This window comes from Microbispora catharanthi (assembly GCF_006334915.2).
GTDB classification, from domain to species: domain Bacteria; phylum Actinomycetota; class Actinomycetes; order Streptosporangiales; family Streptosporangiaceae; genus Microbispora; species Microbispora catharanthi.
In genome coordinates this window covers 1-14,267 of the sequence record NZ_VDMA02000023.1, presented here as the reverse complement: position 1 = coordinate 14,267, position 14,267 = coordinate 1, and the positions used below count along the sequence as shown (strand labels likewise).

The window sequence follows — 14,267 nt, the reverse complement described above, 5'->3', positions numbered from 1 at the left end:
CATGCCGAGGTATCTGATCCGCCGGCTCGGCCAGGCCGTCCTGGTCGTGGCCGGCGTGATCGTCCTCACGTTCGCCGTCATGCGCCTGGTGCCCGGCGACCCGGCCGTGGCGTACGCCGGGCCGAAGGCGACGGCGGCCGAGCTCGCCGAGGCCCGGCGGCGGTTCGGCCTGGACGACCCGCTGCCGGTGCAGTTGTGGAACTACGTGCGCGACCTGCTGGGCGGTGACTGGGGGACCAGCCTGCACACCCGGCAGCCCGTGCGCGACGACCTCTTCCAGGCGTTTCCCGCCTCCCTGGAACTCGTGGGCGCGGCGCTGATCATCGCGCTGGTCGTGGGAATCCCGCTGGGGATCGCCGCCGCCCGCTACAAGGGCCGCCTGCCCGACCTGTCGGTGCGGCTGTCGTCGATGCTGGCCGTGTCGGTGCCGGTGTTCTGGCTGGCGCTGGCCCTGCAGACGGTCTTCGCCAGCGGGCTCGGCTGGTTCCCCGTCGCGGGGGAGTACGACGCGTCGCTCGACCGGACCAGCCCTCTGCACCTCTACACCAACATCACCGCCGTGGACGCGCTGATCACCGGCAACTGGCCGATCCTCACGAGCACGCTGTCGCACCTGGTGCTGCCCGCCCTGGTGATCGCGGCGTATCCGGCCGGGGTGGTGGCCCAGATGACCAGGGCCGCCCTCATCGAGGAGTCGTCGCGCGACCACGCCCGGCTGGAGCGCGCGCTCGGCTTCGGCGAGACCGCGGTGCTCACCCGGTTCGCCCTGCGGCCCGCGCTGAACCCGGTGCTGTCGCTGATCGCGCTCGTCTTCGCGTACTCGATCGTGAACGGCTTCCTCGTGGAGGCCGTGTTCAACTGGCCGGGCCTCGGACGGTACGCCGCCGACTCGATCCGCTCGCTCGACACCCCCGCCATCGCCGGGGTCACGCTGCTGGTCGCCGTGCTGTACGTCGTCGCCAACCTCGCCGTGGACCTCCTCCAGGGCGTGGTCGACCCGAGGGTGAGGGCGCGATGACGGCTCCGGCCCTGACCACGTTGCGCCGTACGCCGCTGCGGCGCCTGGCGGGGGTGGACCGCCTCGCGGTGGCGGGGGCCGTGCTGCTGGGCGTCGTCGTGCTGGCGGCGCTGCTCGCGCCGTGGATCGCCCCCTACCCGGAGGACGGCGGCTCGGCCACGCATCCCCTGGAGGCGCTGCTGCCGCCGAGCGGCGCCCACTGGTTCGGCACCGACCAGGTCGGCCGCGACGTGCTCAGCCGGGTCCTGTTCGGCGCCCGCACCTCGTTGCTGATCGCCGTCGCGGTGCTGGCCGTCAGCGGCGTCGCCGGCGTCGTCCTGGGAGTGGTCGCCGGGTACGCCGGCGGCTGGGCCCGCGACGTGATCATGCGGGTGACCGACGTCTTCCTCGCCTTCCCCGCGCTGCTGCTGTCGCTGGCGCTCGCCGTGGTGCTCCAGCCGAGCGTGACCACCGTGATCGTGGCGATCGCGGTCACCTGGTGGCCGTGGTACGCCCGGCTCACGGCGTCGGTCGCCGCGTCCGTGGCCACCCGGGGGTTCGTCGACTCCGCGCGCTGCCTGGGCGTGCCCGCCCCGCTCATCGTGCTGCGGCACGTGCTGCCGAACTCGCTCACGCCGGTGCTGGTGCAGCTGTCGCTGGACGGCGGCGGGGTCATCCTCACCGCCGCCGCGCTGTCGTACCTCGGGCTGGGCGCCCACGAGCCGACCTCGGAGTGGGGGCTGATGGTCCAGCAGGGCCAGTCGCTGTTCACCACCGACTGGTGGGTGGTGACCTTCCCCGGCCTCGCCATCCTGGTCACCGCGTTCTCGTTCAACGTGCTCGGCGAGGGACTGAGGGCGAGGCTGTCGCGATGACTTTGATCAGCGTGCAGGACCTCGTCGTGCGGATCGGCGACCGGGTGATCGCGTCGGTGCCCGAGCTCGACGTGGCCGCGGGGGAGTGCGTGGCGATCGTCGGCGAGAGCGGATCGGGCAAGACGACCACTCTGCTCAGCATGCTCGGCCTCGTCCACGGCGCGGACGTCTCCGGCCGGATCACGGTCGGCGACGTGGACGTGCTCACGGCGAGCCCGGCGCGGCTGCGGGAGATCCGCGGCTCGCGGGCCGCCCTGGTGATGCAGAGCCCGCAGGCCGCGCTCAACCCCACCATGCGCCTGGGCACGCTCATGCGCCGCGCGCTCGCCCGGCACGGCGTCAAGGGCGCGGACGCGCGGGAGCGGGCCGAGGAGGGCGTCCGCGCGGTGCTGCTCGACCCGGAGATCCTGCGCCGCTACCCCCACCAGGTGTCCGGCGGCCAGGCCCAGCGGTTCGCCATCGCGCTGGCCCTCGCGCTCGGCGCGCAGGTCGTGCTGGCCGACGAGCCGACCAGCGCGCTGGACGTGACCGTGCAGGCCGAGGTGGTCGCGGTGCTGCGCCGGCTGCGTGACGAGCGCGGCCTCGCCGTGCTGCTGGTCTCCCACGACCTCGCGCTGGTCTCCACGATCGCCGACCGGGTCGTGGTGATGCGTGACGGCGCCGTGGTGGAGAGCGGGTCCGCCGCCGAGGTGTTCGCCCGGCCGGGCGACCCCTACACCCGTGAGCTGATCGCCGCGGTGCCCGCGTTACCAGAACCCGCTGACTTCGACGAGGGGGAGGGCCCATGACCCTGCTCGCCGCCGAGGGGGTCACCCTCGCGTACGGCGCGACGGCGGTGGTCCACGACGTGAGCCTCGCCGTGGACGAGGGCGGGGTGGGCCTGATCGGGGAGAGCGGCTCGGGCAAGACCACGCTCGCCCGCGCCCTGCTCGGCCTCATGCGCCCCCGCTCAGGCGTCGTCCGGTACGGCACCGGCGACCTGGCCGGGCTCGGCAGGGCAGGCCGGGCCGAGTTCCGCCGGGCCGTGCAGCCGGTCTTCCAGGACGGCAGCGAGGCGCTCGACCCCCGCATGACGGCGGGGGCGTCGATCACCGAGGCCCTGACCACCCACCACCGCATGTCCGGGGCCGAGCGGCGGGACCGGGTCGCCGCGCTCCTCGCCGACGTGGGGCTCGACCCCGCGCTCGCCGCCCGCAGGCCGCACGAGATGTCCGGAGGCCAGCGGCAGCGGGTGGCCATCGCCCGCGCCCTGGCCGTGGAGCCGCGGCTGCTGGTGCTCGACGAGCCCACCAGCGCGCTCGACGTCACCGTGCAGGCCAGGATCCTCGACCTGCTGGAGAGGCTGGCCGCCGAACACGGGCTGGGCTACCTGCTCATCACGCACAACCTCGGCGTCGTGGGGCGGCTGTGCCGTACGTCGTCGGTGCTGTTCGCCGGGCGGGTCGTCGAGTCCGGCCCGACCGGGGAACTGCTCACCCGGCCGGCCCACCCGTACACCCGGGCGCTGCGCGACGCGGTGCCGCGCCTGGGCGGCGAGCCGCCGCGCGCCGCCGGGCGGACAGAGGCGGCCGCGGCGGCGACGGGGTGCCCGTTCCGGCTGCGCTGCCCTCTCGCGGTGGACCGCTGCCGGGAGGAGACGCCGCAGGCGCGTGAGGTCGAGGGGCGTAAGGTGGCATGTCACCGCGCGGAGGAGGTGCTGACCACCCCGGGCTCCCCGGCTCCGCGCGTCCCCCACGGAGGTGAGACCCCCGATGCGCCGCGTCAGTGACCTGCTCAGGACGCCCGCGGGCCGCAGGCTGACGCTCGTCGCCGGGCCCTGGGACGCCCGGGAGGTCGGCAGCGTCGTCCTCGTCGACGAGATGCGCGAACTGGCCGCGGCGGCCCCCGGCGCGCTGGCGATCCTGTCCCGTCACGCCATGCGGTCGTGCGACGTGCTCGACGCGCTGCGCCTGGCCGGACGCGGCGGCCTGGCCGGGATCGTGCTGCCCGGCCCCTCGGGCACCACACCGGAGACGGTGGAGCTGGCCAGGCGGGAGCGGGTCGCGCTGCTCGCCGGCGCCTCCGACCACTCGCTGTCGGACACCGTGCTCGGCCTCAGCGCGGCCGTACGCGCCGACCCCGGGCTGCTGCTGCGCCGTACGCGCGAGGCGATCGACGGCATCGGCGCGATGGAGGGCGCGGGCGAGGACGACATCCTGCGCGCGGCGTCCGCCTCTGTCGGGGTCGCGTACATGGTCGCCGACCTGGCCGACCCGGCGGCCAACGCGACCGTCATCCGGGTCGGCGGCCGGCCGGACGGCTACGTGTGCTGGGAGGGCGAGGACCCGGCGGCGGCGATCGTGGCGCAGGTCGTCGCGACCACGCTCGGCCGGGTGCGGGCGGCCGCGCGGGAGGCGGAGGCGGCTCGCGAGCGGGCGCTGCTGGCCCTGCTCGGCGCCAAGGACACCCGGACCGCCGTCCGCCGTGCCCGGCACGAGGGCGTGCCGGTGGACGGCTGGCACGTGGCGGTCTTCCTGCGCGACCCCGGCGGCGAGGCGGCCCCAGGGGCGGCGGATCCGGTGCTCCGCGAGGCGCGCGGGACCGCCGCCGCGCTGCCCGGCGCACTGGGACTCGGCGACGGGGGGCTTCGCGATGGGAGCCGCGGCGATGTGGGCCTCGGCGGGACGGCCGAGCTGTCCGCGCCGCCGCTGGTCACCCGGTGGCAGGACGGCGTGCTCGTGCTCCTCACCGCCGACGAGCGGACGACTCTCGGCGCCGGCCTGCCGCACCCGCCGGTCGTGGGGGCAGGGGGTTTGGGGGCAGGGGTCGGCACCTGCCAGCCGGGACCGGACGGGCTGCGCCGTACGGCGTCGCAGGCGCGGGCGGCCGCCGCACGCGCCGCGGCCGGGGAGGTCGTCAGGTTCGACCGGCTCGGGGTCCACGCGCTGCTCGCGGAGTTGAGCGGCAGCGAGAGCGCGCTGGTGGCCGCCCGCGACATGCTCGCCCCGCTGGAACGCCTCGGGGCGCTCAGCGCCCACGCGGTGCCCACGCTCAAGGCATACCTGGACAGCTGGGGCTCCCGCACCAGGGCAGCCGAGCTGCTCAGCCTGCATCCCAACGCGGTGGCCCACCGGATCAGGCGCATCGCCGAGGCGCTCGACGCCGACCTGTCCGACCCGCAGACCCGCTTCGCGCTCCAACTCGCCTGCCACGTGGTGCTCGACCACGACTGTCTCCCGGGGACAACAACGCCGATCTCGTCGTCGTGAGGACACATCGACGCGGCGCGCGGCCGCATCTACGTTGCCAGGCATGACAACGGTCATCGGAGTGGACGTCGGCGGCACCTTCACCGACCTCGTCCTGCACGACGCCGCGACCGGCGAGATCAGGGTCGCCAAACAGCCCACCACGCCGTCCGCGCCGGAACGCGGGGTCCTCGCCGCGGTCGACGCGGCGGTGCCGGCGGACCTGCTCGCGCGCTGCCGCCACTTCGTGCACGGCACCACCGTGGGCCTGAACGCGCTGCTCGAAAGGCGGGGCGCGACCGTCGGCCTCATCACCACGGCCGGGTTCCGCGACGTGCTGGAGATCCGCAGGGGCGACCGCGACGATCCCTACGACCTGTTCTGGACTCCGCCGCCGCCGCTCGTGCCGCGGCGGCTGCGCCTGGAGGTGACCGAGCGGGTGGCCGCCGACGGCTCGGTCGTACGCGACCTGGAGCCGGAGGACGTGTGGCGGGCCGCCGAGGCGTTCGCGGCCGAGGGCGTGGACGCCGTCGCGATCGTGCTCGTCAACTCCTACGCCAACCCCGCGCACGAGGCGCGGGCGGCCGAGCTGCTCAGGCAGGCCGGGTTCGCCGGGCCGGTCTCGCTGTCGCACGAGGTCTCGGGGGAATACCGGGAGTACGAGCGCACCTGCACCACGGTCGTGGACGCCTTCGTCCGCCACCGCATGGGCCCCTACCTGCACAACCTCGACCGCGAGCTGCGGGCGAGGGGTTTCGCGGGCGAGCTGCTCGTGACCCGGTCCGGCGGCGGCGCACTGGCGCTGGCCGAGGCCGCGGCCCGGCCGTTCGAGACGATCCTGTCCGGCCCGGTGGCCGGGGCCGCCGCCACCGCCCGCCTGGCCGCCTCGCTCGGCCCCTCCCTCGGCATCGGCACGGCCGTCGCCGCCGACGTGGGCGGCACCAGCTTCGACACCGCGCTCATCGAGGACGGGCGGCTCCCGCTGCTCTACCAGGGCGAGGTCGTCGGCCTGCCGCTGCAGAGCCCCTGGGTGGACGTGCGGTCGGTGGGCGCCGGCGGCGGCTCCGTGGCGTACGCCGACGCGGGCGGCCTGCTGCGCGTCGGCCCGCGCAGCGCGGGCGCCGACCCCGGGCCCGCCTGCTACCAGCGCGGCGGGACCGAGCCCACGGTGACCGACGCCGCCCTGCACCTCGGCATGATCCCCCGCGGGCACATCTCCGGCGGCATCGAACTGTCCGAGGACGCGGCGGCCCGCGCGCTGGCGCCGCTCGCGGGCCCGACCGGCATCGACGGCGTGGACGCGGTCGCGGTGGGCGTGGTCAGGATCGCCGCCGCGCACATGGCCCAGGCCGTGCGCGGCGTGACGGTGGAGCGGGGCGTGGACCCGCGCGGCGCGGCCGTCGTCGCCTTCGGCGGCGCCGGGCCGGTGTTCGGCTGCCTGCTCGCCGACGAGCTCGACGTGGACACCGTGGTCGTGCCGCCCAACGCGGGCAACTTCTCCGCCGTCGGCCTGGTGCAGGCCGACATCGTGCGGTCGGCCGCCCGCACGATGGTGCGTCCTTTGGACGACGAGGCGCTGCCGCTGGTCGAGCGGGTGACGGAGACGCTGTTCGAGCGTCTCGCGCAGCCCGGAGCCGTACGCGAGGTGGACCTCGACCTGCGCCACCGGGGACAGGAGCACACGCTGACGATCCCGGTACGGCTCGGGGAGGACGATCTGGCGGCGGTGTCCGCCCGTTTCTCCGAGGCGTATCACCGGTCCTTCGGCCACACCCTGCCCGACCCGCTGGAGATCGTCACCGTACGGGCCACCGGCAGGGTGGTCCTCGACGCGGACCGCCCGATGGTGCCGGCCCCGCCGTCCGGCGAGGGCGGGCGGGGGACGACGCGGCTGTGGTCGTTCCGCCGGGGTGCCTGGGCCGAGGCCCCGGTCGTACGGCGGGAGGACCTGGGCGGCGTGGCCGAGGGCCCGCTGCTGGTGGTGGAGCCGACCGCGACGACCTACGTGGACGCCGGATTCGCGGTGGAGGCGCACGAGAGCGGCTGTCTCATGATCACACGGAAGGACCGCCCATGACCATCGTCCGCACCCGGTACGCGGAGGTCCACCCCGGGCTGGGCGACGGCGCCGACCCCGTCACCACCGAGATCATCCGGCAGGGCCTCAACGCGGCCGCCGACCAGATGAAGCAGTCGCTGATCCGCACCGCGTTCTCGCCGATCATCTACGAGGCGCTGGACTTCGCCGTCGCCTTCTACGACGCCGACATGTGCATGCTGGCGCAGGCCCCGACGCTGCCGGCGTTCATGGGCACCCTCGGCTTCTGCGTGCGGGAGGCCGTCGAGGGAGTGGGCGGTCCCGCCGCGCTCAGCCCGGGCGACGTGATCCTCTACAACGACCCGTACGGCACCGGCTCCCACCCTCAGGACGCGGCGATGGTGGTGCCGATCTTCCACGACGACACGCTGGTCGCGTACTCGGTCATCAAGGCTCACTGGCTCGACATCGGCGGCAAGGACCCCTACTGCACGGACACGGTAGACGTCCACCAGGAGGGCACGATCTTCCCGGGTGTCAAGCTGTACGACGCCGGGCGGCTGGTCAGCGACGTCTACCGGATGATCCTGGCCAACAGCCGGATGCCGGAGATGGTCATCGGGGACATCAACGCGATGGTGGCCGGGGCGCGGACCGGGGCGGAGGCCCTCGGCGCGCTGGTGCGGCGGCACGGGCTGGACACCTTCCGCCGCTGCGTGGCCCGCATGTACGCCCACGGCGAGGCGCTGGTGCGCGGCTGGTTCGAGCGCCTGCCCGACGGCGTCTACCAGGCGTCCAGCGTCATCGACTCCGACGGCGTGAACGGCACGCCGATCCCGTTCGGCGTCCGGGTCGTCGTGGACGGCTCGTCGGTGACCGTCGACCTGACCGACTGCCCCGACCAGGCCGGCGGGCCGGTCAACTGCCCGCTGCCGTCCACGGTGGCGGCCGTCCGGATCGCGGTGGCCTTCCTCGCCGGGGCCGGCGAGCAGCCCAACGAGGGCCACTTCCGCCCGCTGGAGCTGGTCACCCGGCTCGGCTCGCTGTTCCACCCCGTGCGGCCGGCGCCCTGCTTCATGTACGGCATCCCCTCCGACCACGCCATCGAGCTGATCATCAGGGCGCTGGCCGAGGCCGTGCCCGAATCGGTGCCGGCCGCCAGCGGCGGGGACATCAACGCCCTGGTGTGGTGGGGCAACCGCGAGGCGACCGGCGAGCCGTGGGCCGACGGCGCGCCCCATCCGGTGGGCCAGGGCGCCTCACCGTCGGCCGACGGCGCGAGCGCGCTCATGTACATCTCGGAGTCGGCCACCCGCTTCACCCCCGCCGAGGTGTGGGAGGCGCGCAACCCCTGGCGGATCGAGCGGCTCGCCCTGGCCGAGGACTCCGGCGGACCCGGTCGCCACCGCGGCGGCCTGGGGCTCGACCTGTCCTTCCGCATCCTGGAGGACCAGTACCTCACCGCGGGCCTGGCCAGGACCGCGCTGGCGCCCTGGGGGCTGGAGGGCGGCCTGCCCGGCCGGCCCAACCGGCTCACGGTGGAGTATCCCGACGGGCACGCCGAGGACTTCTCGCTGAAGACGCGGATCTTCCTGCCCAAGGGCGCTGTCGTGCACCTGCGCACCGGCTCGGGAGGCGGGTACGGCCCACCCGCCGAGCGCGACCCCGAGGCCGTGCGCGCCGACCTGCGGGAGGGCTACATCACCCCTGAGCACGCCGCACGGCACTACCCGCACGCGTTCTGATCCGGCGCTCCTGACCGAGAAGGGTCACAGCGCGCGAAGGCCGCTGATCACCTCGGTCAGGATGCCGGGGGTGGGGAAGCGCGCGACGTTGGCGGGTGGGCGCACCTGCACGAGACCCTGCTCGTGGAGGTCGCCCACCAGCACCCGTACGACGCCGAGCGGCAGGTCGATCGCCGCGGCGATGTCCGCCAGCGACGCCGCGCGGGCGCACAGGCTGAGGATCATCCACTGCTCGGGACCGAGGCTCACCGGCGTGGGCCCGCCGGTCGCGGTGACGATGGCGACGAGGTCGATCTCCTGGCTGGAGGGCCGCACGCGTCCGCGGGTCAGGGCGTAGGCCGGCACGATCGGCCCGGCCTCCTCGTCCAGCCACTGGTCCTGCATGCGTTCCGTCACTTTCGGTCCTCCTCGCCGGTGTTCTCGTTTTCCTGCGGCCCCCGTGGCAGCGAGGTGAGGATGATGTCCTCCGGGGTGACCTCTCCCGCGGCGAGACGGGCGAGATCGGGATCGTTGGGGCCGACCATGAGCACGGATGGGATCAGCACGATGGCGGTCGTTCCTCCGTAGGGCGAGGGCCGCAGGGTCACGCGGATGTCCCGCCGTGCGGCCAGGCGCGCGACGACGAACAGTCCCATGCGGTCGGTGTCCGCGATGTCGAACTCCGGCGGGTTGGCCAGACGCTCGTTCAGCTCGGCGAGCCGCTCCTTGGTCATGCCGAGCCCGCGGTCCTCGATCTCGACCGCGAAGCCCATGCCGACGAGTTCGCCGCGCACCGACACGGTGGTGTGCGGCGGCGAGAAGATCGTGGCGTTCTCGATCAGTTCGGCGATGAGGTGGATGACGTCGGCCACCGCGGCGCCGTCGAGCCCGTGGTCCTCCATCGGCGGCACGTTCACCCGGGCGTAGTCCTCCACCTCGGCCGCGGCCCCGCGTACGACGTCGTACATCGGGACGGGCTTGCGCCAGGCACGGCCGGGGGCGTTGCCCGACAGGATGATCAGGCCCTCGGCGTGACGGCGCATGCGGGTCGTCAGGTGGTCGAGCCGGAACAGCTCCTCCAGCATGTCCGGGTCGGTCGTGTGGCGCTGCATGCCGTGCAGCTGGGTCCGCTGCCGGTGCAGCAGCGTCTGGCTGCGTCGCGCCAGGTTGAGGAAGACCTGGCTGACACCCCGCTGCAGGCGGGCCTGCCCGATGGCGGCCTCCACCGCGGTCTCCTGCACGGTCGAGAAGGCCCGGCCCACGTCCTGGATCTCGGCGGTCCCGCCCGCGGTCTGCAGCGGGGGCGCCTCGGTGGCCAGGTCGACGTCGTCGCCGCGCTTGAGCTTGACCAGCACGCCCGGCAGCCGCTTGTTCGCGAGGTCGAGCGCGGCCTGCCGCAGGTCGGCCAGCTCACGGGCGAGGCGTCCGCCGACCCGCAGCGAGATCAGGATCGAGGCGATGACCGCGAGGAGGCCGAAGCCTCCGGCCAGCACGGCCCGCCGCAGGATCGAGTCGGCGATCGGCGCGGCGCGCTCGGCGAGCAGGGCCGCCGCCTCGGTCTGCGCCTTCTGGAAGGACTCGGCCAGGTCGTCGGAGGTCGACTGCCACACCCGCTGCGTACGCGTCGAAAGCCTGGGGGCCTCGATGATCTGCTCTTCCTGCAGCCGCAGCCGCTGGTAGAGCGGAGTGGTGATCAGGTTGACGTGGAGCTGCCGCAGGCCGGCGTCCAGCTCGGGCAGCGCCTGGTCGATGAGGAACCGGCGGTTGCCCACGAGCTGGGTGAACAGCTTGCGTTCCTCGTCGGTGAGGCCGGACGCGCCGGCGGCCGCCTCGAGCGCCTGCTCCCGGGTCAGCAGCTCCTTGGCGTACCCGAGCGAGATCACCACGCGCGACTGCTGGTAGATCGGGATGTCGTCGATCAGCGCCAGGCTGTAGTGCATGCGGTAGATGGAGTCGCTGACCAGGTTGTAGGTCTCGATGGCACGCAGCCGCTCGGAGACCCCCTCGTCGACCTCCGCCCGGATCTCGTCGACCCGGCTGAGTCCCGCAAGCATCTCGTCGACCTGCGTACGCATGGCCGGAGTAGTGGCCGAGCGGGAGGAGTCGGACAGGGCCAGCGTGCGGAGCTTGTCCCTGGCGCTGTCCGTCCGCTGGCGCTGCAGGACCATGGCGTCGCGGCCGGCCGTCCGGTGCGAACCGAGGTATCGGGCCGTGGTCAGGCGTTCGGCCTGCAGGTCGACGATGAGGGAGTCGGCGGGCCGCCGGAGCGTGGACCACAGCGTGTTGTATGTGCGCAGACTCAGGCTCTCGCCGATCGTGACGCCTGCGGTGATCGCCCACAGGACGATCAGCGAGAAGAGCGGTACGAGCAGCAGGCCGATGAGCCGGGACCTGATCGGCCGGTCACGCCTGCGCGGACTCATGGCACCTCGCCCAGTGAGGGACAAGCCTCACATAAAACCTTTTTGCGACAGGGATAGAGACTAGCAGCGGGGTGGGTCGGATGAGGGGCCTGTGATCGATTAGCCGGAAATATCGTGTCTGATCGTGATCTTGCAGTAGCGTCGATCATGGTAGACACGGAAAGGACCCGCACGCATGCGCCGTTTACTCGTGCTGGGAGTGATGGCCGTGCTGGCCCTCGCGGGATGCGGCGGAGGTCAGGTCCCGGAGATCTCGGCCGCGAACCTTCCGTCGACGAAGGACTCGACCTTCGTCTACCTGTCCAATCTCGACATCGTCACCGACTGGGACCCCGCCAGCTCGTACTCCAACGAGATCATGGCGATGCAGAACATCTACGACTCGCTGACGACGTACAACCCCCGCACGCGCAGGGCCGCGCCACGCCTGGCCGAGCGCTGGCAGGCCTCGTCCGACGGCAAGGTCTGGACGTTCACCCTGCGTTCCGGCATGACCTTCCACACCGGGCGGCCGGTGGACGGATCCGCGGTCAAGGCGTCCATCGAGCGCACCAAGCGGATAGGGGCCGGCGCGGCCTATATCTGGGACTCCGTCCAGCAGATCACGGTCAAGGACCCGCTCACCGTGGAGTTCCGGCTCAAGTACGCCGCCCCGCTCGACCTGATCGCCTCGTCCGACTACGCCGCGTACATCTACGACACCCAGGCGGCGGGCACGGGTGACCTCAAGAAGTGGTTTCAGGCCGGCCGCGACGCGGGCTCGGGGCCCTACACGGTGGCGAGCTGGAAGAAGGGCCGGGAGAAGGAACTGCTGCTGCGCGCCTTCGACGGCTACTGGGGCGGCTGGGAGGGCCCGCACTACCGGAACGCCGAGTTCCGCGTGACGCCCGACCTCGACAGGGCCTACCGGCTGCTGCTGCGCGGCGAGGCGAGCTACGTACGGCGGTTGAACCGGACCCTGTACCAGAAGGCTCGCACCACCGCCGGGGTGCGCACGCTGCAGGTGCCGTCGTTCCAGAACATGCTCGTGCTGTTCAACACCGCCTCGGGCCCGCTGGCGGACGTACGGCTGCGCAAGGCGGTGCAGAAGGCCGTCGACTACGACGGCCTGATCGCCGCGCTCAAGGGGGCGGGGGCGCCCGCCTCCGGTCTCGTCCCCGAGGGCCTGCTCGGGCACACGCCCGGCCTCACCCAGAAGCAGGACCCGGCCGGGGCCGCCGCGCTGCTGAACGAGGCGGGGTACGGCCCGGGCGGCAGGCCCCTGCGCCTGACACTGACGTACGCGCAGGGGGACGACGACGAGGAACTGCTCGTGCGCAAGCTCAGGAGCGCGCTCGCCGAGCTGAACGTCCAACTCGATGCGAAGGCGATGCAGTGGACCCAGCAGTGGGACCAGGGCAAGTCCGCCGACCCGGCCAAGCGCCAGGACATCCTCGTCATGTACTGGTGGCCCGACTACGCCGACGCGTACTCGTGGTTCCTCAACGTCTTCCACAGTGCGGAGCCGGTGTCCTTCAACCTCACCTACCTCAAGGACAGGGACGTCGACGCGAAGATCGACCGTCTGCCGTCACTGCTGACGAACGACCGTCCCGCCGCGGAGAGGGCGTACGCCGAACTCCAGAGGAAGCTCATCGAGGAGGAGGCCGTGGTGGCGGTGCCGTGGGTGTCCAACTACCAGCGGGCCTACCTGGGCAACGTCCAGGGGTACACCGACAACCCGGCCTACCCCAACGTCGTCTTCGTGCACGAGCTCATCCCCGGCGGCTGAGCCGCTCAGCCCCGGAGGCTGCGGCTGACTCCGCCGCAGAGGGGACTGCGGGCGGCGCGGGACCGCCGGGGTCCCGCGGGCTCGTCGAGGTGAGCGAGCATGGACTGCGCGGCCACGGCGTCCGACAAGATCCGCTGCGCCTGCTCACCGTCGGGAAGCTGCCCGTGCTCGGCCAGTTCGTGCTGGAGGAAGGTGAGCGGCACCGGGTGCCCGGCGCCGTCAGCCGCCACGGTGGCGCGAGCGGCGGTCAGCAGAGCGAGGTAGTGCGAGCGCAGGATCGCCTCGCGCGTTCGCAACTGCTCCAGGTCGTCGAGCAGTGAGTGCGCGAGCTCGAGCAACTCGCTCGGCCGCGGCGGCTCGGCGGTGATGTGGGCACGGATGTCATCGAACTCCGACCGCATGATGATGGCCACCTCCAGCGACGAAAGTCCGGGCGGCCGGGTTGGCGCCGTACGGGGACTTCCGCATCGTCTTCGTAGCGCGGGGCGATTGCGAGCGGCTTGACGTTCGGTTGCGTGGGACGACGACGGCCACTTGGAGCCGTCGCGGAACGCGAGGCCGACGGCCATGCGCGGCTGTCGTCCCTCACGTCGTGCCTCCCCGATCGTCCGTGCCGTGCCGGCTGATCGCCGCGGCGCTAAGTAGATGCCTGAGAGACGGATCTGGTTGTCCCCGCTTGCTCGCCCGTTTTGCCGCGTACGGGAGCCGGGGCACGCTCCCGGCCCCGACCTGCGGGAACAGCCGCCGTGGGCTGGTGTGTTGGACGACCGGACGCCCGGGCCGGGCCGGCCCCGGCGGGGAATAGCCCGCGCCGTGGGGGCGTTGTTCTCGAACCGGGTCATGGCGGTGCCGGACCCTGGTAATCTTGTGGTGTCGGCGCGGTTCGGCGCACTCCTCTTCGATCACTTCGGTGGTTGTCTTGTGTGTGCGCGGGCTGATTGTCGGCGACTCCTCGCACTTTTCGATCTTCTGGATCCGGTGGTTTTGCGTCGGGCTGGGGGTTCGGGTAAGTTAGAGGGGTTGCCCCGGAAACGGGGTGGTCGAATTCCTGTCGGTCGGCGGGTTTCGGGTCAAATAAGTCCCGATGGGGCGGATTTGACACGGAAGAGCCGGTCGGGAAGAATTAAGACCAGCAAGACAAAAGAAAAACAAACGGTGAAACGCCCCGGAGTGCGGGACCTTCTTCAAAGGGTTTCGGGTGATGGTGGTCGC

At 72.8% G+C, this 14,267-nt stretch carries 11 protein-coding genes; 8 read left to right on the top strand and 3 right to left on the bottom strand.

Annotation, left to right across the window (positions count from 1 at the left end; translation table 11 throughout):
• Position 1 precedes the first annotated feature (1 nt).
• Genes FH610_RS33420 through FH610_RS33390 form a run of 7 tightly spaced genes read left to right on the top strand, consistent with a single transcriptional unit; the run spans position 2 to position 8,882 of the window.
• The gene (locus FH610_RS33420; RefSeq protein WP_139579232.1) at positions 2-1,018 is read left to right on the top strand and encodes an ABC transporter permease; all 1,017 of its coding nucleotides are present in this window, start codon (positions 2-4) and stop codon (positions 1,016-1,018) included.
• The gene (locus FH610_RS33415) at positions 1,015-1,872 is read left to right on the top strand and encodes an ABC transporter permease (RefSeq protein WP_139579231.1); all 858 of its coding nucleotides are present in this window, start codon (positions 1,015-1,017) and stop codon (positions 1,870-1,872) included. The genes FH610_RS33420 and FH610_RS33415 overlap by 4 nt, the downstream gene beginning before the upstream one ends.
• The gene (locus FH610_RS33410) at positions 1,869-2,660 is read left to right on the top strand and encodes an ATP-binding cassette domain-containing protein (RefSeq protein WP_139579230.1); all 792 of its coding nucleotides are present in this window, start codon (positions 1,869-1,871) and stop codon (positions 2,658-2,660) included. The genes FH610_RS33415 and FH610_RS33410 overlap by 4 nt, the downstream gene beginning before the upstream one ends.
• Complete coding sequence (locus tag FH610_RS33405) at positions 2,657-3,640, top strand: ABC transporter ATP-binding protein (RefSeq protein ID WP_139579229.1); 984 nt, start codon at positions 2,657-2,659, stop codon at positions 3,638-3,640. The genes FH610_RS33410 and FH610_RS33405 overlap by 4 nt, the downstream gene beginning before the upstream one ends.
• On the top strand, positions 3,624-5,120 hold the full coding sequence (locus FH610_RS33400; RefSeq protein WP_139579228.1) for a helix-turn-helix domain-containing protein: 1,497 nt from the start codon (positions 3,624-3,626) through the stop codon (positions 5,118-5,120). Before FH610_RS33405 ends, FH610_RS33400 begins: the two co-directional genes overlap by 17 nt.
• Positions 5,121-5,163: 43 nt before the next feature.
• Complete coding sequence (locus FH610_RS33395) at positions 5,164-7,176, top strand: hydantoinase/oxoprolinase family protein (protein ID WP_139579227.1); 2,013 nt, start codon at positions 5,164-5,166, stop codon at positions 7,174-7,176.
• Positions 7,173-8,882, top strand: a complete 1,710-nt coding sequence (locus tag FH610_RS33390; RefSeq protein WP_139579226.1) for a hydantoinase B/oxoprolinase family protein — start codon at positions 7,173-7,175, stop codon at positions 8,880-8,882. The genes FH610_RS33395 and FH610_RS33390 overlap by 4 nt, the downstream gene beginning before the upstream one ends.
• Positions 8,883-8,906: 24 nt before the next feature.
• On the opposite strand, the gene FH610_RS33385 is transcribed toward FH610_RS33390, so the two are convergent.
• Positions 8,907-9,278 carry a DUF742 domain-containing protein gene (locus tag FH610_RS33385; RefSeq protein WP_240809347.1) on the bottom strand — a complete coding sequence of 124 codons (372 nt, stop codon included), beginning with the start codon at positions 9,276-9,278 and terminating at the stop codon, positions 8,907-8,909.
• Positions 9,275-11,284: a sensor histidine kinase gene (locus FH610_RS33380; RefSeq protein ID WP_139579225.1), complete on the bottom strand. Its 2,010-nt coding sequence runs from the start codon at positions 11,282-11,284 to the stop codon at positions 9,275-9,277. The genes FH610_RS33385 and FH610_RS33380 overlap by 4 nt, the downstream gene beginning before the upstream one ends.
• A gap of 175 nt (positions 11,285-11,459) precedes the next feature.
• Between FH610_RS33380 and FH610_RS33375 the strand changes: the two genes are divergently transcribed.
• A complete protein-coding gene (locus FH610_RS33375) occupies positions 11,460-13,055 on the top strand; it encodes an ABC transporter substrate-binding protein (protein ID WP_139579224.1) in 1,596 nt (531 codons plus the stop codon).
• 5 nt (positions 13,056-13,060) lie between these two features.
• Here the strand turns inward: FH610_RS33375 and FH610_RS33370 are convergent, their stop codons facing one another.
• Positions 13,061-13,456 (bottom strand): hypothetical protein, encoded by a 396-nt coding sequence (locus FH610_RS33370; protein WP_240809346.1) that lies wholly within the window; start codon positions 13,454-13,456, stop codon positions 13,061-13,063.
• Positions 13,457-14,267: the final 811 nt, after the last annotated feature.